Source organism: Streptomyces sp. NPDC060366 (assembly GCF_042725135.1).
Lineage (GTDB): Bacteria > Actinomycetota > Actinomycetes > Streptomycetales > Streptomycetaceae > Streptomyces.
Genome location: NZ_JBHXDC010000019.1, coordinates 19,639 through 39,252, shown reverse-complemented (window position 1 = coordinate 39,252; position 19,614 = coordinate 19,639). Strand labels below are relative to the sequence as shown.

Below are 19,614 nucleotides of genomic sequence, written 5' to 3'. Positions count from 1 at the left end.
CGTGGGCCGAAACAGGCATTCCCTCGACAAGGCGGCGGATTCTCTCGCCGTGATCGGCATGGGCTGCCGTCTTCCCGGCGACATCGACTCCCCGGAGGCCCTGTGGCGGCTGCTGGCTGAGGGGAGGGAGGCGGTCGGGAATCTGCCGCCGGGACGCGAGGCACTCTGGGCACACGACGGCGCTGAACCGCCTCCCGGCGCACGCACACCGCCTCAGCGGGGCGGGTACCTGACCGATGTTTCCGGTTTCGACGCGGACTTCTTCGGGGTCTCCGGCCGCGAGGCGGACGTGCTCGATCCCCAGCACAGGCTGCTGCTGGAGGTGGTCTGGGAGGCGTTGGAGCATGCCGGGGTGCCGCCGCATCAGCTGGCAGGCTCGCCGACGGGGGTCTTCGCCGGTCTCAGTTACAACGACTACATGGACCGGCTCGCCGGGCAGCCCCAGGAGCTGGAGGGCTCCATCCTGACGAACGGGCACTGCGTCGCCGCAGGCCGTATCTCCTACCTCCTGGACCTGCACGGCCCCAGCGTGGCACTCGACACGGCCTGCTCGTCCTCGCTCGTCGCGTTTCACCTGGCCTGCCAGGCACTGCTCCAGAACGAATGCGATCTCGCCGTCGCCGCCGGCGTCACGCTCATGCTCCGCGCCAGAACCACCGAATCCTTCGCCCGGATGGGGATGCTGTCACCGACAGGGCGCTGCCACACCTTCGACGCCGCCGCCGACGGCTTTGTCCGCGGTGAAGGCTGCGGCGCCGTCGTCATCAAACGCCTGGCCGATGCCGTACGGGACGGCGATCGCGTACTCGCCGTGGTCCGCGGCTCCGCGGTGAACCAGGACGGCCGGTCCGACGGCCTGGCCGCTCCCTCTCCCGCCGCCCAGCGGGACCTGTTCGAGAAGGCCCTCACGCACGCCGGGACCGACCCTCGGGACATGGGGCTGATCGAGGCTCACGGAACGGGAACCCCGGTCGGCGACCCGGTCGAATTCGCCAGCCTGGCGCAGGTATACGGCACCGGCCACGGCCGGTGTGCTCTGGGATCGGTGAAGACCAACCTCGGCCATCTGGAGCCCGCCGCCGGAATCACCGGACTGATCAAAACCGTACTTTGCCTCCAGCACGGCCTCATCCCCCCCAACGTGAACTTCACCCGCTGGAATCCGGCCATCGCCGCAGCCAAGACCCGCTTCTTCGTGCCCACCGAGTTGACCCCGTGGCCCGTACAGGCGGCGACACGACTGGCCGCAGTCTCCTCCTTCGGATTCTCCGGTACCAACGCACACGTCATCCTGGAACAACCGCCGCTGGACGACCGCGCAGCCCTGCCACTCCCCCGAAAGACCCCGCCGGGCGCACCCGAGGTGGTCCTGGTGCCCGCCGGATCCCCGGCCGTGCTGCCGGCCGCGGCGCTGCGCCTGGCCGACTGGCTTGAGGGCGACGGCGCGAAGGTGCCTCTGCGCGACATCGCACACACCCAGGCCCTGCGGCGCAGCCCAGGGCGGGGACGTCTCGGAGTCGTGGCCCGCTCCACGCACGAGGTGGTCAGCGCGCTGAAGTCGTTCGCAACGGGCCAGGCACACCCTGCCGTGGTGTCGGGGCCAGCGAGCGTCACCGTCTCCCGGCAGCCCGTGTGGGTGTTCTCCGGACAGGGCTCGCAGTGGCCGGGCATGGGACGCGGACTGCTACGGCAGGAGCCGGCCTTCGCGGCGGCCCTGGCCGAAGCCGATTACCTCATCTCCGCCGAGGCCGCGTTCTCCGTGCTGGACGTGCTACGAGCCGGCGAACCGGTGACGGAATGCTCCCAAGTACAGCCGGTGCTGTTCGCCCTGCAGATCGCACTGGCCGCTACCTGGCGTGCCCACGGTGTCGAACCGGCCGGTGTCATCGGCCACTCCATGGGAGAGGCCGCGGCCGCTGTCGTCGCCGGGGCGCTGACGCTGGAAGACGGCGTCAAGGTGATCTGCCGGCGCTCCGCGCTCCTCACCCGGATCGCGGGAGCCGGCGCCATGGCGACCGTAGGGCTGGACCAGGCCGCGGTGAAAGCCGAACTCGCCGCGAACGACGCCGAGTCCGTCTCCGTGGCGGTCCTGGCCGCGCCGGACTCCACCGTCGTGGCCGGCGACACCGCTCAAGTGGAACGGCTCGTCGCCGCCTGGCAGGCCCGCGGCATCCCGACGCTGCCCATCGCGGTGGACGTCGCCTCCCACAGCCCACAAGTGGATCCGCTACTGCCCGAACTCCTCGCCGTCCTGTCCGACTTGACGCCACAGCGCCCCAGGATCCCCTTCTACTCCACCGCGCTGAAGGACCCGCACGAGGTGCCGGCCTTCGACGCCGCCTACTGGTGCGCCAACCTGCGCAACCCTGTCCGCTTCTCCTCCGCGGTGGCCGCGGCCGCCGCGGACCGGAACCTGGTGTACGTCGAGGTCTCCCCACACCCCGTGGTCACCCGCACCATCACCCAGAACCTGAGCGACCTGGACGGCGAACCGGTCGTGCTGCCCACGCTGCGCCGAGACGAAGACGAGTCCACCATGTTCCGCACCCAGCTCGCAGCCCTGCACTGCGCGGGTGTGAACGTCGACTGGTCACCGCTGTACACCGGTGCCGACCTCGCGAACGTCCCCACCATCACCTTCGACCGCAAACGCCACTGGGTGGATGTTGCCCGCCCGGCCGGCCCGGGGAAGCAGAACACCGCGCGCTCGGCCACCGCACTGCCGGGCAGCCACACCGAGGTACCTGGCGAACAAGTCCGTCACTGCTGGCAGGGAGACGCCGGAACCACGGCGATGCCCTGGCTGACCGACCATCGGGTCCACGGCACCCCGGTACTCCCCGGCGCCGCCTACTACGCTCTCGCCCTGACCACCGCCTGCGAGGTGTTCGACGCCTCCCCGGCTGAGGTGGAGGTCACCGAAGTCTCGTTCCAGGAGATGCTGCGCCTGACCGAGCACACCGCTCTCAGCACGAACGTCACCATGATCGCCCCGGATCACGCCACCTGTGAGATCTTCGGACGCGGTGACGACGGGCAGTGGGTCACGTACGCCTCCGCCGTGCTGCGCCGCCTCTCCCTACCCGCGCGCACCCGCGCGTCGTCCATCACCAACTTGGCCCGGAGACACGGCGTCACCCTCGATCCCACGACTCTCTACGCAGGTCTTCGTTCCCGGGGACTCGAACACGGTCCGGCGTTCACCGGAATCACCGACCTGCACACCTCCCGCGGTCGCGACAGTTTCTGGGCCCGTGTGAAGGTCCCCCCGCCCGCGCTGACCGGGGATCAGTCCCTGCGCGTTCACCCCGTCCTGGTCGACCTCTGCCTGCAACTCCTCGTAGCAGGCCCCGTCGAGGCAGCCGGCCAAGGGCGTCAGGGACTGATCCTTCCCGTCCGGATGCGGGCGGTACGGGTCCTGGGCGATCCTGCGACCGCCGTGTACTGCCACGCACGGATCGTCGAAACGACAGCCGAGAGCGTCGTGGGGCACGCCCGCCTCCTGGACGAGTCGGGCACACCGGTGATGACTGTCGACGGCGTGAGGTTCGCACTCCGAAGCCCGCGCCAGGACGACAGCACCGACCAGTGGTTCCTTGAGGCGGGCTGGCACCCGGCCCCTCGCCCACAGGATTCCGGACTCCCCCCGGGAGACTGGCTCGTCATCGGGGAGGGCGACGGAGACGCTGGGACACTGGCCGGCATCCTGCAGGAGGCCGGGGCGAGAACCGAAGTGTGGGACCCGCCCCTGGGAGATGAGCAGCTCGGGCCGTTCGGCGACCTCGTCGGCGAACGCCTGGCGGCCGTCCCGTCGCCCGCGCGCGCCGTGGTGATGCTGTGCGGGACCTCTCCCGCCACCGCAGCCGACCCCACCGCAGACGCCCAGCGGCGCGCCCGGCGAATCCTCGGTATCGCCCAGGCGGTCGCCCGCAGTGGCGGATACCCCCGCCTGTACGCAGTCACCCGGAACGCGCGTGCCGTAGCGGACGGCGAGAGAGCGGAGCTGGGACAGAGCGCCCTGCGCGGCGTGATCCGCGTCCTGGCATTCGAGCACCCGCGGATGCGTGCCACCCTGGTGGACACCGAGCACCGGCACCCGGACCTACGGAACCTGGCCGAGGAACTGCTCGCCGACGGCCAAGAGGACGAAGTCGCCCTCCGCGGTACCACCCGGTACATCGCACGCCTCGATCACGCCCCGCTGGAGGTCTCCGAACAGACCACGGCCGCCACCCGCACCCTGCGCTACGGCGAGGACGGATTCAGCCTCCGGACCGGCCGGCTCGGAGACCTCGACAGTCTGGAACTCGCCGCGACCGGACGCCGGACACCAGGACCGGGAGAAGTGGAACTGCGCGTACAGGCTGCGGGCCTCAACTTCCGCGACGTACTCACGGCCATGGGCCTCCTGCCCGGTGAGCACGACATCCGGTACCGGATCGGCTTCGAGTGCGCGGGCGTGGTCACTGGAGTCGGACCTGGCGTCAAGCATCTTCGCACCGGCGACCCGGTGCTCGCCGTCCACCTCGAGGGCGGCGCCTTCGCCTCGTTCGTCACCGTGCCCGCGGCCGCGGTCGCCCTCATCCCGGCCGGGCTCGATCCCGCCACCGCGGCGGGATTGCCCACGGCCTTCCTCACCGCCTGGTACGCCTTGCGCCACATCGGCCGGCTCAGCGCTGGGGAAAGAGTCCTGATCCACTCGGCCAGCGGCGGCACCGGGCTGGCCGCGATCGCCGTCGCACGACTGCTCGGTGCCGAAGTGCTGGCAACCGCGGGCAGCGAAGAGAAGCGACGCTACCTGCGAGACAGCGGGGTCAGCCGGGTGATGGACTCCCGGTCGCTGGACTTCACCGAGCAGACCCGCGACGCCACTCGGGGCGAAGGCGTCGACGTCGTCCTCAACTCGCTCTCCGGTGCCGCGATCCGCGCGGGGCTGGAGACGCTTCGGCCCTTCGGCCGCTTCGTCGAACTGGGCGTCCGCGACATCCTGTCCGACGCCCCTGTCGGATTGGCCCCCTTCCGGCACAACATCACCATGAGCACCGTTGATCTCATCGAGCTCCAGCGGACCCGGCCCGACATGTTCGCGACCGTACTCCGTGAGGTCCTCACCGAGTTCATCGAAGGCCGTCTGAAGCCGCTGCCCTGCACCACGTATCCGCTCTCCGAAGCCACCGACGCCTTCCGCCTGATGGCCCGCGCGGGCCACATCGGCAAGCTGGTTCTCACCCTCCCGCACCAGGGCGAGACCACTGCGGTCCTTCCCCACAGACCGCCTGTCGTCCACGCCGACGGCGCCTACATCGTCACTGGCGGCCTGCGCGGCCTCGGTCTGGCAACCGCGCACTGGCTGGCTGAACAGGGTGCGAGTCATATCGTCCTCAACGGACGCACTCCTCCATCCCCCGCCGCCGCGCACGCGCTCAAGGAGCTGTCCTCCGGCGGTACCCGGGTCACCGTCGTACTGGGCGACATCGCCGAGGTGGGCACCGCCGAGCGCCTTGTAGCAACCGCGACCGAAGATCAGACGCCGTTGCGAGGTGTCATGCACTGCGCCATGGTTCTTGAGGACGCCGCGATCACCAATATCGACGACTCCCAGCTGACGCACGTGTGGGACCCCAAGGTCACCGGAGCGTGGAGGCTGCACAGCGCCACAGCGGCGCACACACTGGACTGGTTCGTCGTCTTCTCCTCGATGGCCTCGTTGCTGGGCAACCCCGGGCAGGGCGTGTACGCAGCCGCCAACTCCTGGCTCGACGCCTTCGCCGCCTGGCGGAGCCGCGAAGGCATGCCCACGCTCGCCGTCAACTGGGGACCGTGGGGCGAGACTGGTGTCGCGACCGACTTCAGCGCCCGGGGCTACGAAACGATCCCGACCGACAAGGGGCTGCGCGCGCTCCATTCACTCCTCGCACACGGACGCGTCCAGACCGGGGTGATTCCCGGCGAGCCGAGCACCTGGATTCCCCCCGCCGGCCAGCAGTCCTCCTTCTTCAGCCTCCTCACCCCAGGGAACGAACACGCCGCGGACTCACCAGCCCGTGACATCCACGCCCGTCTCACAAGCCTCACACCAGGCATCGCCCGGCGCACCGCTCTGGAGACCTACTTGGCCGATCACATTCGCGGGGTGCTCCGGCTGGGCAGCACCACCCTTGACCCGCAGACTCCCCTGAAGGCACTGGGTTTCGATTCACTGCTGTCCATGGAATTGCGGGGCCGCCTGGAATCCGACCTCGGGGTCGAGCTCGCCAGCAACTTTGTCTGGGAGCATCCGACGCTGTCGGCACTCGCCGCCGGCCTCGCCGGGCGCATGGGCCTGGAACTGCGGAGCGCCGGCCCCTCGATCTCAAGCGAGTGATGGTGGCAACGGATCTCAAGAGCTGGCGGGGGAGAAGACCAGATGGGACTGTCCATCAACGTACGTCGGCCAACCCGGTCGCAGCACCGTTCGGCGGCAACAGGGGGAGGCCGCGGATGAACGCGGGGGCGTCCGCTCCCCGGGGCCGTCTCTCCCCGGCGCTTCACCCGCAGCGGCAGGAACAATGAGCCGGAGCCGAGCCGCAACGCTGTCTCCACACCGGTATCAACCGCGTTGGCACGACGCGTCGGTGTTGTCCTGATCCTTCGCCCTGAGACGGCGCGGTTCTGGGAGTCGCGGTCCTCACGATGGCCTAAGCGAGCCCCTCTCCGCTACCAGCGACGTCGCTGGATCTGACGCCGAACGTGCAGGGGGCGCGCGGACCGCCCGCGCCCTGCACCCTCCCGTACTCCGCATCGCCGTCCGCCACGCCACGGACGGCCTTCAGGGCCTTTGCCCGTCTCGCCGCTACGGAAGTTTCGCTTTCCGGACCGCCTTCTCAGAAGAAAACATGAGTGCGAACGATCGTCCTATGACCCCGAAGGGCCTTTCCGGGATCTACTGTCTTGGTCCGGGACCCAGCAGAACGCCTGCACGGCAACCCGGTTCGGGGCGCCCGCGCTCTACTGCTCGGACGCCTGCGGCGCCCGCTACTGCAAGCCCCCGGATCGACATCACCGAGGACGCTGCCGGGACCGCGCTCGCCGCAGCCGACCTGGCGGGCCATGTCGCGCACCTCCAGGAAGCCGGCGCGCGCGGCGCCCGGTCGGCGGCACCGGCAGCGTCGACGACAGCCCACCGGGATATGCCCCGTCGCCATCCTCGCCAGCGCGCTGTCCCACCTCCGGCGCATCAGCGGCAAGTCGCACAAGACCCTCGCCCTCGACGCCCGCGTCGACTTCTCCTACATCTCCCGCATCCTCAGCGGCGAACGGATGCCCTCACGGAAGGTTCGCACGGCCCTGCCCTGCGGCGGAGATCCCGCCGCGCCCCCCGCGGGACGCCGCCCGGGCCGTCACACCCACCCGTCCAGGGCCCAACCACCTGCACCAAACAACCCGGAGCGTTTGGATGACCATGACCATCACCCCACCGCCACGGTCCCTCTGCCCACTGCCGTACCCGCTTCCCGGGACCGGGCCGGACATCACCCTGCCCGCCGAGTTCTGCGCCTTCCACGCCATCCACCAGCGCGCCTACCTCGCCTACGCCGACGCGCACACCCCCGCTGGCGGCGACGATCTCGTACGCGGTGTGTTCGGCCACCTCGCCGTCCACTGGTCCACCCTGCTGAGCAGCCCCAACCCCACCGCAACCGCCTGGAACCACGTCGCCGCCCACATTGCCCGCCGCACCCCGCGCCTGCCCCTGCGAACCGCGTCGCCGCTCCACTACCAGCTGACCGTCCTGCACCACCTGGCCAACCTGTCCGTCACCACCGCCGCCGACACCACCGGTTGCGACCACGCCACGGCACGGTGCCTACTGCGGGCATCCGGCAACAGCCTCTCCCTGCCGACCGCCGATGAACGCGGGACGGCCGACGGTTCGTTGAGCGGGAGGCCATGAATCAGGCAGCGAACGGAGCCGCCGGGGGGGCACAGCCATTTACGGCGCGCCGAGCGCAAACTCTGCCGCCCGTTTTCTTCTGCGATCTGTCCCTCGACCAGTTTGACGTCCATCAGCAGTCACCCACCTTCAGTGGCAACGTTCAACCTTCACTGCCGAGAGGTCACCCCGACGACGCGGCGCCGCTTGTGGTGGATCCGCCACAAGCTCCAAGATGTGCGATCAATGCGCGATTGAGTGTAGTAATCAGCGTGCGATTGAGTGCGCTAATCAATGCGCGATTGAGATAGGGTGTCTATTGGAGGTGGCCTCTGTGTCCACTGATGAACAAGCGCTGTTCAGCGCGGTCGACGCGCTGCTGGAGCAGGTCGCGCAGGACGATCTGCCGGACCCTGATGAGCGGAAGCGGCTGCGTGAGGCGGCCGGGCTGAGCCAGGCCCAGATCGCGACGGCGCTGTCCGCGCGCCGGGAGGCGGTGGGGAACTGGGAGACCGGTCGGACCGAGCCGCGGCCGCCGAAGCGCGCCGCCTACGCCCGGCTCCTGGAGGGCCTCGCCGCCCGGTTCCCCGCCCCGGCCACCGAGGCGCCGACCCCTGACGAAGACGAAGTGCCCGCAGTCCCGCAGGCGTTCACCGGCCCGGCCGCAGCTCCGGCCGCGCAGGATTCGGCATCGCCGGCACCGGCGCGGGCGCCTGCCGCGACCGCGTCGGTGCTGGTGCCTCCGGCGGCGAGCAGCACCAGGCCGACATCGTCGTCGCGGCGTCCAGGTGCGACGAAGGCGGCAAAGGCGACCGCGGTCGTCGGCCCGGCCGTGGTCGACCCGCGTTTCGAGAACGGTCCGCTCGCGGTCGTCGACGTCGATCAGGATGGGGTGGTGTCGGCGTACTGTGTCGGCGGCCTGGTCCTCGAAGTCCCCGCTAAGTCGGTCCCGGCGCTGGTGGAGTGGACGTTGAAGGAGGCCCGGCTCGGTCAGGCGCGGCTGCACCGCAACGGCCGCGACGCCGACCCGATCCTGGTGCTGACCCGGTCCGCGCTGGAGCGCTACGGCCTGCCCGTCGCGCTGTCGGAGGAGGAGCGGCGTGCTGGACGTCTCCCGGCCGGACACAAGGTCCTGGGGCAGCTGGAGCGTGCCGAATGGCAGCTCACCCAGCGGGGATTCGGACCATGGGCGCGGATCTTCCGTCCGGCCGAAGGGGCGAAGCGCAACTGCGTGCAGCTGTGCATCCCGGCATGGAACGCGCTGGACGTCCGCGAGTGGGACAACCGCGACACCCCGGTGCTGCCGACGATGGGCGCGGCGGATCTGGCCCGGTTCCTGGGTACGTACGCGTCGCGGGTGATGACGCCGCGCGGCACGACGGCCGTCACGGGGCTGGAGCTGATGACGGCGCTGCACCCGCCGACGATGGCCGTGAAGGACGAAGCGACGGGGGAGTGGCGCGGCGGCCCGGCGCCCGGTGCGCTGACGGCCGTGTATGAGCCGGTGGAGTGCGAGGTGCCCGACGGGCACCCGGTGTTGAAGGGCAGGTTCGCGCGTCACCACCAGCGGACTCCTGCCGAGATGCTGATGGAGGAGTCCTACGACTGGTGTCGGCCGCTGACGGACGCGGAATGCACCAGGCAGTTCGTCGTCGGAATCGACGTCAACATGGCGTTCGCCGCGGCCGCGAACCGGCTCACCGTCGGCCTGGGCGGACCCACGCACCTGAAGCGCCCGTTGTTCGACGCGAAACTCCCGGGGTCGTGGCTGGTCGATCTCTCCCACATTGCCCTGGACGAGCGGCTGCCGTCGCCGTTCACGGCGAGGGGTGAGCGCCCGGAGGGCGCGGCCTGGTACGCCACACCGACGCTCGCGTACGCGGTGGAGCTCGGCCACCAAGTGCAGCCGATCGAGGCGCACGTACGGTACGAGCACGGCGGATACCTGGACGCCTGGTACCAGCGGCTGCGCGACGCCTACATGGCCACGATGGCGGACCTGGGTGTGGTGTCCGGGATGGAGGAGGAGGCATTCCTTAAGGCCATGGCGCAGCACAAGAGCGTCGATCCGGAGATGGCGCTCGTTCTGAAGGCGATCAAGGCGACCGCGAAGGGCGGCATCGGCAAGCTCCGTGAACGGCCGCGCAGCACGGCGCTGTTCGAACCGTGGCCGGCGCTCGCCCGCGAGACGTGGCGCCCCGACATCCGGGCCGCTGTGTTGTCGACCAGCCGGATCAACATGCACCGCAAGATGAGGAAGGTCGCGGCGGCCGCCGACCTGTACCCCGTCGCGGTCGGCACCGACTGTGTCGTCTACCCGTCCGACGGACCCAGCCCGTTGGACTTCCTGCCGCAAACGCCGGAGGGTAAGCCGCTGCCGGGCGGGTTCCGGCTCGGGGTGTCGCCCGGGATGGTCAAGCATGAAGGCACCCAGAGCGTGCTGTGGGCTGAGGAACAGTACGAGAAGCACGGCCTGGTGAACATCGCCCGCATGATCAAGACCGGCGGCACCGCCGCCGACGACGGGGAGTAGACGATGGCCGACAACCTCGGGGAGAGCCTGGACCGCGCGGTCGAAGGGGCGTTCACCCGCCCGATCCCGAAGTCCGCGCAGGCGCAGATGAAGTACCTGGTGAAACAGCTCAAAGGCACCAGGGCGGTCGCGCTGGCGCTGGGGGTGTCGCAGCGCACGGTGGAGCGGTACGTCGTCGGGAAGCTCAAGCGGCCCCGCCGTGACCTCGCCACGCGCATAGAGCGCGAGGTCAAGAAGCGCTGGCAGCCGCAGATCCGTGCCAAGGCGAAGAAGAAGGCCGCCGCCACCGACGGCATCGTCGTCTCCACGAGGGCCCGCTTCGGATTCACCGCCGCACCCGGCACGACCGACGACGCCCGGGTCCGCCACATCACCCAGGCGCTCTCCCCGCGATGGGCGGAGCGCCTGTTCGAGGCCCGCGACGCCGGCGCCACCGAGCAGCAGCTCCTGAACATCGCCGCGCAGGGCCTCGGCCAGCACTACTTCCGCGACAACGGACGCCGCGCCCACGACCTGGACGTGGAGTTCACCGACGTCGAAGAGATCGAGATCGGGCTGTAGACCCGGCTCCAGCACAAACGCCTCGCCCCGGCATTGAAGCTGCCGGGGACGAGGCGTTCCGCATGGGACGACGGCTGGACCGTGACGCTCCGCCCCAGGGGGACTATCAGCCCGGTGAGCCTTCACCTGCGGGCCCCTCCGCTCGTTCCGGCGACTACCGAGAGGCGAAATCATCCGGCGCGCACGGCTCACCGGCACACCCACCAGGACAACGGCGCCGCGTTGGCCGCGTTGACGGCCCGGCCGAAAGCCTCCACGTGGCGTGCGACACGCCCGGGGCGTGCAATCACATCGGGTGAAGCACCCGCCATTTGGGTCAGTGAAGATCCATTCAAAACAGATACTCATGGCGATCAATCCTTCACTGTAAGTGATGGGCGGGTGGCTATGGCTGCCCTGCCCGCACCGCCCGATCGGTAAGGACCGACATGTACGCAACTTTCCGCGGCCGGAACCGCAGCTCCACCGTTCTCCTGGGGCTGCTGACGCTGCTGGCGATGCTCATGGCGTTGGCTCCGCCCTCCGCAACCGCCCAAGAAGGCCGGCTCAAGGGCTGGGGAGCCAACGACAACTACCAGCTGGGCGGCGTTGTCACCAGTGCCAAGTACCAGCCCGTGACCGTACCGGGGCTCACCGGCGGCAACATCACGAGCCTCGCGGCCGGCTACTACCACAGCCTCGCACTGCTCTCCAACGGGACCGTGGAGAGCTGGGGCCGCAACATCGAAGGCCAGCTCGGCATCGGCAGCGTCACCAACCAGGACCAGGCCTCCACCGTCACCGGGCTGCGCGGCGTGGTCGCTGTCGCGGCAGGCAACACCCACAGCCTGGCGCTGCTCGCCGACGGCACCGTCAAAGCCTGGGGAAGCAACGGAAGTGGCCAGCTCGGGGACAACACCGTCGCCCAGCGCAACACCCCGGTCACTGTCTCCGGCCTCACCAACGTCGAGGCCATCGCCGCCGGGGCGAGCCACAGCCTGGCCGTCCTCGCCGACGGCACCGTCAAGGCCTGGGGCACCAACGGCAACGGCCAGCTCGGCGACAACTCCCTCACCCAGCGCAACACCCCGGTCACCGTGACGGGTCTCGCCAATGTCCGCAGCGTCGCCGCCGGCAACGCCCACAGCCTCGCCCGCCTCGCCGACGGCACGGTCTGGGCCTGGGGCTACAACGCCCAGGGCCAGCTCGGCGACAACTCCCTCACCCAGCGCCTCACCGCTGTCAAGGCGGACAACATCAGCTCCGCCCGCGAGATCAGCGCCGGTGTCTACCACAGCGTCGCCCGCCTCGCCGACGGCACCGTCAAGACCTGGGGCTACAACGCCCAGGGCCAGCAGGGCGACGGCACCCTCACCAACCGCCCCGCCCCCATCACCCTTGACAGCGCCACCAACATCCGCGCCATCGCGGCCGGCGGCTACCACACCCTTGTCCTCGACCGCGACGGCAAGGTCAGCGCCGTGGGTTACAACAACAACGGCCAGATCGGCGACGGCACCACCGCCAACCGAACCGCTCTCACCACACCCGTCAACAGCCTCAGCAGCATCTCGCTGATCGCCGCGGGCGGAGAGTTCAGCCTCGCCGGATAACAGCACCGAACACCCGCACAACGCCGGGTCGACAGCCGGAACAACCCGACTGCCGACCCGGCCAGGATCTCAGCCGGCCGCTCTGCGAACAGAACTCCTCCGCACGAGCCGCTCCTGAAACCCTCCCCGGTTCGGTCCGCCGCTCTGCGGTGCGACGCCCGGGAACAACACACCAGCTCACGAGCGTGATGTGAAGCGGCTGCGCCACCGGTTCGTCGACGAGAGCCCCGTGCGGCGACGGCCTCGGACTGGCGGGCCGCGACGGACAGCTCATCGGGGCGGCGGCCGCCGACGACGCTCTCGTAGAACTGTCGGCCCCGCGCCAAGTTGCTGGTGAATACCGCGCTCAAGGTGGCCGACTGGGACGCGGCCATCATCGAGCCGCTTACCCGCGAGCCGACCCGCGGGCTGCTGACCGCCTGAACATCGCCGTTCGGGAGAGCGCCAAACCCGCTCGCCGACATCTCAGGCTCCGCCGACGACAAAGCCGAAATCCGCGCCATCACTGACGCAATGATCCGTCTCCTGGCCGGTGCACCGCTGCGCTCCGACCGGAAGCTGACCATCAGGTCCCTTGCCACCGAGGCCGACCTCCACCGCAACAAGCTCACCCACAAGCACACCGGCCTCAAGGACCTCTTCTACGCCTTGGTCGCGGCACAGCACAACCGCCCGGCCATCACCGAACAGCTGTACCAGGAGAAAGAAACGCTCCGCGCCGACCTGGCCTGGGTCGAAAAAGAGCGTGATCGCCTCAAGACGCAGATCAAGCAATTCGCCCAGGCTGTTCAGGTCCTGGAAGTCGAGAACCACCTGCTTCGGCGGAGCGCCGACGGACCGAGCACGATCCGCGTGTTCCCCGGCCCGCGGAACTGATCTCGCCCCCAGGCCTTGCGACATCGCTTCCCGCGACCTCGGCTCCGAGAAGGCGTGAACGTGACCGCCTACCGCCCGGCCGCTGGCGCTGCCGCTTCGGTGGCGGGGGCGTCGCGCAGGCCGAGCCGCAGGTGCTCAACGTGGAAGAGGGCCTGTTCCAAAAGCTCGGCAACGTGGTTGTCGTAGAGGGCGTAGACGATGGAGCGGCCCCGGCGTTCTCCGGTGACGAGTCCGAGGTTGCGCAGCAGGCGGAGCTGGTGGGAGCAGGCGGAGGCTTCCATGCCGACGGCCTCGGCGAGGTCGCCGACCGCGCAGGGGCCCTCCTGGAGGCGGGCCAGGATGTACAGCCGCGAAGGGGTGGCCAGGGCCTGGAGGGTGGCGGCGACGTCGTTGGCCCCCGCCGCGTCCAGGCGCTCGCGGGGGGTGGCTTGGTTCTTGTCGTCGGCTCCGTGACCCATACCGCCCATCCTACCCGTTACATCTGAAGATCTGTTCAGATGTTCCTGTACGGTGATTGTGTCGCCTTGCTTCCGCCCTGAAGGGTTGTTTTGTCATGCCTTCTGACCTGCTCCAGCGGCCCGAACGGGCCGCTCCGGCCGACCCGGGTACGGCGCCGAAGCGCCGTACCCGGGTGTTCGCCCTGGCCGAGGCCCGCTGGGCCGCCGCAGCGCTGGTGCTGTTCCTGATCGCGCTGCCGCTCCAGCTGACCGGCGCACCCGCCTGGGCGTGGGGTCCGCTGTATGCCGCCGCCTATGTCACCGGCGGGTGGGAGCCGGCCAGGGCGGGGCTGATGGCGCTGCGGGAGAAGACCCTGGATGTCGATCTGCTGATGATCGTGGCCGCGATCGGTGCGGCGTCGATCGGGCAGGTTATGGACGGCGCGCTGCTGATTGTCATCTTTGCGACCTCCGGCGCCCTGGAGGCGCTGGCCACCGCCCGCACCCAGGACGCGGTCCGCGGGCTGCTCGACCTGGCCCCCACCACCGCGACCCGGCTAGCCGACGACGGGAGCGAGGAGAGCGTCGCGACAGGGGACCTGGTGGTCGGCGACATGATCCTGGTGCGGCCCGGTGAGCGGGTCGGTGCGGACGGCCGGGTGCTGGAGGGGGCCAGTGAGGTCGACCAGGCCACCATCACCGGCGAGCCGCTGCCGGTCGCGAAGGAGGCGGGGGACGAGGTCTTCGCCGGGACGCTGAACGGCACCGGTGCCCTGCGGATCAAGGTCGAGCGGAACGCTTCGGACTCGGTGATCGCCCGGATCGTGGCGATGGTCGAGGAGGCTTCCGAGACCAAGGCGCCCACCCAGTTGTTCATCGAGAAGGTCGAACAGCGCTACAGCCTCGGCATGGTCTTCGCGACTCTCGCCGTCTTCCTGATCCCCCTCGCGTTCGGCGGGGACCTCACCGGCTCGCTGCTGCGGGCAATGACCTTCATGATCGTCGCCTCGCCGTGCGCGGTGGTCCTGGCGACGATGCCGCCGCTGCTCTCCGCGATCGCCAACGCCGGACGCCACGGCGTCCTGGTGAAGTCCGCCGTCGTCATGGAGCGTCTCGGGCAGGTCGACGCGGTCGCACTCGACAAGACCGGCAGCCTCACCGAGGGCACCCCCCGCGTCACCGACATCCGCCCCCTGGACGGCTCCGGCCTGGACGAGGACACCCTGCTGGCACTCGCGGCCGCCGCCGAGCACCCCAGCGAACACCCCCTGGCCCGCGCCGTCGTCGACGCCGCCCGCACCCGCGGTCTGACCATCGCCGACATGAGGGACTTCACCTCCACTCCCGGCGTGGGTGTCACGGCCGTCGTCGACGGCCACACGGTTGCGGTCGGCGCCCCCGCCCGCCTCATCGACGGCAACGACGACACCGCCTCGGTCCGTGCCGCCGAGGTCGCGGCCGAGCTGGAGGACGGCGGCCGTACGGCCGTCCTGGTCCTGCGCGACGGGGCCCCGGTCGGCGTGCTGGGCATCGCCGACCGGCTGCGTCCCGACGCCGCCGCGACCGTCGCCGCCCTGACCACCCTGACCGGCAGCACCCCGATGCTCGTGACGGGCGACAACCCCCGCGCCGCCACCCGCCTGGCCGCCGAAGTCGGCATCACCGGCGACGACGTCCACGCCGGCCTTCTGCCCCAGGACAAAGTCGAAGCCGTACGACGCCTGGAAGCCCAGGGCCGCAAGGTCCTCGTCATCGGCGACGGCGTCAACGACGCCCCCGCCCTGGCCGCCGCCCACACCGGCATCGCCATGGGCCGAGCCGGCTCCGACCTCGCCCTGGAGACCGCCGACGCCGTCATCGTCCGCGACGAACTCGCCGCCATCCCCACAGTCGTGAACCTGTCCCGCGCCGCCCGCCGCCTGGTGGTGCAGAACCTGGTCATCGCCGGAGTGTTCATCTCCGGCCTGGTCATCTGGGACCTGGTGGGCCACCTGCCGCTGCCGCTCGGTGTTCTCGGCCACGAGGGCTCGACCGTCATCGTCGGCCTCAACGGGCTGCGTCTGCTGCGCGACGCCGCCTGGAACCGCGCCGCACAGGACGTGCGGTGAGCCGCCGCACCAAGAAGGCCGCCCCCACACCGGGGGCGGCCCGGCCCACGGTCACCGTCTGCCGCGGCTGCTGCTGCGGCACCCCCGCAAAGGTGCCGCGCCTGGACCACGAAGCCCAGCTCACCGACCTGCGCACCCAGCTGTCAGGAGTCGCGATGGTGCGGCGGGCCGATTGCCTGGACGCGTGCGAGCGCGCCAACGTCATCGTCATCCAGCCCTCCGCCGAAGGCCGCAAGGCCGGCGGACGGCCCCTCTGGCTCGGGTCAACGACCAGGTGCTGCCGCCGACATCGCTGCCTGGGTGAAGAACGGCGGCCCCGGCCTCGCCGATCCGCCCGACATCCTCGACCTCTACACCTTCCAGCCCTCCCGACGCGTCCGCCACGAACTCGAAGAGTGACCAGCCGTTCGGCCACGGCCCGGACCCGCTCGCCCAGGCCGCCGCGCGATGTGGCCCCCGGGCCAATCCGGGAGCCACAGACTCTTGCGGGCCTGAGCGGCTACCGCTGAGTGGCGCCGCGGCAGCGGAGCAAGACGCGGCGCGCGCAAGCTCGTCAGCGGCTGATGCATGGCCCGCTCATCAAGGAAGCACCGTCCGCCCGCCGTGCCCCTCCCGGCGAACGAGCTCCAGCGCTCGGCCAACGCCAACCTCGGTCCAACATCGCGTACTTGTCAGAAGATCTCGTCCACGCGTGAGGCTCGGACGGCAACACGCTCGGACTTGACACAGAACGGTCGTACGAGACCCCGGCAACCGGTCGCACGTGCTCCGGCGCCCGTACCCACACCCGGTACTCCGACGCCTCCACGGTGCCGTTCTCACCGTTGCTGTAGACCGGTAGGCCCACCAAGTACCTTCAGCCGTCGGCCAGTTGGCGCCTGGACCAGATCCGGGCGGTGAGCTCCTGGCCGTCCGGGAGGAGGACGCGCACCAGGACCGGCACAGGTGTGGTCTGGGCACCAGGGGACGTCGTCATGACGACCACGGCAAGCGGACCGCTGCGGCTGGGCGTGTGCCGGACGCCGGGCGCCGGGAGCTGCGCCGCTTCATGCGGGCTGGCGGGTGGCGCGCAGGGAGGGCGGCGCGGCGCAGGAGACGTGTGTCAGTGGGCTGGGCTACGGTCGGCGTGTCCTTACGGACCGTGTCCCGCTCTCGCCTGGCCTCTTCGCCCGGCCAGGCGAGAGCGGTATCGCCCGCCCCCTTGTTTCGGCACGGGGCAGGCCCTTCCGGATGGAAGGCCGACACCAGAGGTGCCTGGGTTCCATTGACGTATTTCGGGCGTGGGATTGCAAGGAAAACCGGGAACTTCACGCTGATGACGCACGAACCGTGCTCGGTCGAACGCTCATCGCATACCTGGCGCCGGTTCCCCGCCGGGCGACGGGTCGTCATTGTTCCGTGAATGCATGATCACGTGGCGTAGCAACTGATCCTCACTGCATGCTGGTTGACCTCCCCGGCAGAGCGGCTTCGGCACCCGCTCTCCGGGGAACCCGACGGGCTCCGGATGGACCGTCGGGCCACAGGCCGACAGGAGGTCCCATGGACCGTAAGCAGATATTGATCATCGCGGCGACATTCACGGTGTTCGCCTGGAGCATCGTGATGGTCGCCATGGGGCAGGTAGCGGCGATCGCCGCCCTGGCCCCGGCACTCGCCCTGACGGTGCAGCAGATCGCTCGCGCCGTACGCCCGCTGACCGCGCCGGCCTCCGGGCACCGCGTGACGGCCGTCCCCGACCATAAGGAGGACGGCTCGCCGTGACCACGCCCTCCGACCCGTCGGCCGCGCCGGAAGAGCGCGAGCCGTCCATCTCCCCGGCCGCCGGCATGTCTGCACTGCCGTCCCTGTCGGCGGGTTCTTCCCGCCGGCGGGGGCGGCTAGGGCGGCCGCTCGGTCAGATCACACCCGACTGCGGCAGCGCGCACCGCGCCTGGCTGGAGCCGCTGCGGGAGACGTACCTCGCGTCCGGGATGACGATGAGTCAGCTCGGCAGCCTCATCCCGCTGTCCAAGTCGAAGGTCTCCGAGCTGATGAGCGGACGGATGTACCCGCGCTGGGAGATCCTCTACGCCTTCGCCGTCGTGCTCGGCCTCCCCGACGCACCCCTGTACCGGCTGTGGCGGCAGGCTGCGTTGGAAACCCAGAACAGGTCGCGCACCTGGGTCGAGGGGTCCTCCGCGGGTGTGAAGGTGGCCACCACCTCGGCATCGGCGCCGCCCATGGACCACGACGCGTTCCGTGACCTCACCGAGGACGGGTACCGCCTCTACACCAGCGTCTTCCTGCCCGACGAGCGCCGCGAACTCGTCATCACCGACACCTTCGACCAGCTGTGGCTGTGCTGGCCCCGAGCCCTTTCGAGCCCGGACGCCCGCCGCTTCGCGTGGAAGATCCTGCGCGCCACCGTCATGTCCCGCACACCCCATCTCGACGGACGCCCCGAGTTCTCGGACGCGGCCTTCGACACCGTCACCCTGCAGAGCCTCAGCGACGGCGACGCCATCATGAAGCAACTCAACGAGACACAAGCCCTGTTCAAAGCGATGGGCCGCCTGCCCGACAACCAGCTGGACGTCATGGTGCTGCGCCGGCTGTGCGGCATGAGCATCACGGCGGTCAGCGACATCCTCGGCGTCCCGCTCGCCACCGTCCGCTCCGACGAACGTCACGCCACCCGCTTCCTGGACCTCGCCCTGTGCCCGCCGTCCGACAACGAAGGGAATCCCACATGACTCACATCGAAGCCATCCTCGGCCGGGCGCTCCTGACCCGGAACCGCACCGTGCCCCGCGACATCGTCCCGCCCGCCCACGAGCAGCCTCCCCCCGCCCCGGCGGCCGCCACCGACGGCACCACCCCGGTCACCGAGGCGACCGAGGCCGCCGCCGACCTGCGGGCCCTGTGCGAGACCCTCGTCTCCCACACCTCGGCCGACGACGTCGACGACTTCGTCACCGAACAAGTCCCCGAACCCCGCAGCGCACTCGCGCTGGCCTGCGTACTCCAACTGACCGACACCGACGACGGAGCCCGCTTCTGGTGGCAGTACGCCGCCGGCGCCGGACAGCCCGCCGCCGCCTACTGCCTCTACCTCCACCACCTCGCCCTCGGCGAAGACGTCACCGCAGACTGGTGGCACCAGCAGACCGACGACGTGCAGCCCCCGCCCAGCCCCCACGTGCCCACCCGGGAACCCACCGTCCCCGACACGGCGGAATGGGCCCCGGGCTTCCACGGGGTCTCCAGCACCTCCACGACCACGATCCTGCGGATCCTGCGCCACCTGGCCAAGAACACCGTGCGCCCCCGCACCACCGCCGTCACCCGTCTCATGGACTACATCCCCACCGCCGTGACCGTCGGCTACCTCCGCGAACCCGACATGGACCTGCCCCTGCCCGGCCCCGACTTCGCCAGACGCGTCAAAGAGCTCATCGCCGCCGCGGCCAACCGGCCCGACGTCTCCGACACCCTCCCCGCCCGCCCGACACCCAGCGACCGAGGTCTCCGCGAAATCGCAAACCACTGAACAGCGCAAGACACGTACGCCTCGGCCCCAGCGTCTCAGCGCTGGGGCCGGTCGGCTGACATC

General features: G+C 70.1%; 11 protein-coding genes and 1 pseudogene. 11 read left to right on the top strand and 1 reads right to left on the bottom strand.

Features of this window, described 5'->3' with window-relative positions:
- The first annotated feature begins 1 nt into the window (after nt 1).
- The 6 genes from ACFWHU_RS31960 (at nt 2) to ACFWHU_RS31935 (ending at nt 13,474) form a co-directional block, all read left to right on the top strand.
- Complete coding sequence (locus tag ACFWHU_RS31960) at nt 2–6,364, top strand: SDR family NAD(P)-dependent oxidoreductase (protein WP_387229103.1); 6,363 nt, start codon at nt 2–4, stop codon at nt 6,362–6,364.
- A gap of 1,071 nt (nt 6,365–7,435) precedes the next feature.
- Nucleotides 7,436–7,933: a hypothetical protein gene (locus ACFWHU_RS31955; protein WP_387229101.1), complete on the top strand. Its 498-nt coding sequence runs from the start codon at nt 7,436–7,438 to the stop codon at nt 7,931–7,933.
- A gap of 214 nt (nt 7,934–8,147) precedes the next feature.
- Nucleotides 8,148–10,445, top strand: a complete 2,298-nt coding sequence (gene tap / locus ACFWHU_RS31950) for a telomere-associated protein Tap (protein ID WP_387229099.1) — start codon at nt 8,148–8,150, stop codon at nt 10,443–10,445.
- A 3-nt stretch (nt 10,446–10,448) separates the two neighbouring features.
- Nucleotides 10,449–11,006 (top strand): telomere-protecting terminal protein Tpg, encoded by a 558-nt coding sequence (gene tpg / locus ACFWHU_RS31945; RefSeq protein ID WP_387229097.1) that lies wholly within the window; start codon nt 10,449–10,451, stop codon nt 11,004–11,006.
- A gap of 428 nt (nt 11,007–11,434) precedes the next feature.
- Nucleotides 11,435–12,598 carry an RCC1 domain-containing protein gene (locus ACFWHU_RS31940; RefSeq protein ID WP_387229095.1) on the top strand — a complete coding sequence of 388 codons (1,164 nt, stop codon included), beginning with the start codon at nt 11,435–11,437 and terminating at the stop codon, nt 12,596–12,598.
- 513 nt (nt 12,599–13,111) lie between these two features.
- Nucleotides 13,112–13,474 (top strand): hypothetical protein, encoded by a 363-nt coding sequence (locus ACFWHU_RS31935; RefSeq protein WP_387229093.1) that lies wholly within the window; start codon nt 13,112–13,114, stop codon nt 13,472–13,474.
- Between the two features lie 68 nt (nt 13,475–13,542).
- On the opposite strand, the gene ACFWHU_RS31930 is transcribed toward ACFWHU_RS31935, so the two are convergent.
- A complete protein-coding gene (locus ACFWHU_RS31930) occupies nt 13,543–13,932 on the bottom strand; it encodes an ArsR/SmtB family transcription factor (RefSeq protein WP_387229091.1) in 390 nt (129 codons plus the stop codon).
- A gap of 95 nt (nt 13,933–14,027) precedes the next feature.
- Here ACFWHU_RS31930 and ACFWHU_RS31925 point away from each other — a divergent pair, with 95 nt between their 5' ends.
- From ACFWHU_RS31925 to ACFWHU_RS31905, 5 genes and pseudogenes are all read left to right on the top strand, one after another.
- The gene (locus ACFWHU_RS31925) at nt 14,028–16,019 is read left to right on the top strand and encodes a heavy metal translocating P-type ATPase (RefSeq protein ID WP_387229089.1); all 1,992 of its coding nucleotides are present in this window, start codon (nt 14,028–14,030) and stop codon (nt 16,017–16,019) included.
- Nucleotides 16,016–16,418, top strand: a pseudogene (locus ACFWHU_RS31920) ((2Fe-2S) ferredoxin domain-containing protein). The gene ACFWHU_RS31925 and the pseudogene ACFWHU_RS31920 overlap by 4 nt, the downstream one beginning before the upstream one ends.
- Before the next feature lie 1,143 nt (nt 16,419–17,561).
- The gene (locus ACFWHU_RS31915) at nt 17,562–17,783 is read left to right on the top strand and encodes a hypothetical protein (RefSeq protein ID WP_387229087.1); all 222 of its coding nucleotides are present in this window, start codon (nt 17,562–17,564) and stop codon (nt 17,781–17,783) included.
- On the top strand, nt 17,780–18,754 hold the full coding sequence (locus ACFWHU_RS31910) for a helix-turn-helix domain-containing protein (RefSeq protein WP_387229085.1): 975 nt from the start codon (nt 17,780–17,782) through the stop codon (nt 18,752–18,754). The genes ACFWHU_RS31915 and ACFWHU_RS31910 overlap by 4 nt, the downstream gene beginning before the upstream one ends.
- Nucleotides 18,751–19,551 (top strand): hypothetical protein, encoded by an 801-nt coding sequence (locus ACFWHU_RS31905; protein WP_387229083.1) that lies wholly within the window; start codon nt 18,751–18,753, stop codon nt 19,549–19,551. Before ACFWHU_RS31910 ends, ACFWHU_RS31905 begins: the two co-directional genes overlap by 4 nt.
- Nucleotides 19,552–19,614 lie beyond the last annotated feature (63 nt).

Coding starts and splice junctions, on each gene's coding strand:
- ACFWHU_RS31955 (WP_387229101.1), top strand. CDS start 7,436: ATGACCATGACCATCACCCCACCGCCACGGTCCCTCTGCCCACTGCCG.
- tap (WP_387229099.1), top strand. CDS start 8,148: ATGTGCGATCAATGCGCGATTGAGTGTAGTAATCAGCGTGCGATTGAG.
- tpg (WP_387229097.1), top strand. CDS start 10,449: ATGGCCGACAACCTCGGGGAGAGCCTGGACCGCGCGGTCGAAGGGGCG.
- ACFWHU_RS31940 (WP_387229095.1), top strand. CDS start 11,435: ATGTACGCAACTTTCCGCGGCCGGAACCGCAGCTCCACCGTTCTCCTG.
- ACFWHU_RS31935 (WP_387229093.1), top strand. CDS start 13,112: ATGATCCGTCTCCTGGCCGGTGCACCGCTGCGCTCCGACCGGAAGCTG.
- ACFWHU_RS31930 (WP_387229091.1), bottom strand. CDS start 13,932: ATGGGTCACGGAGCCGACGACAAGAACCAAGCCACCCCCCGCGAGCGC.
- ACFWHU_RS31925 (WP_387229089.1), top strand. CDS start 14,028: ATGCCTTCTGACCTGCTCCAGCGGCCCGAACGGGCCGCTCCGGCCGAC.
- ACFWHU_RS31915 (WP_387229087.1), top strand. CDS start 17,562: ATGGACCGTAAGCAGATATTGATCATCGCGGCGACATTCACGGTGTTC.
- ACFWHU_RS31905 (WP_387229083.1), top strand. CDS start 18,751: ATGACTCACATCGAAGCCATCCTCGGCCGGGCGCTCCTGACCCGGAAC.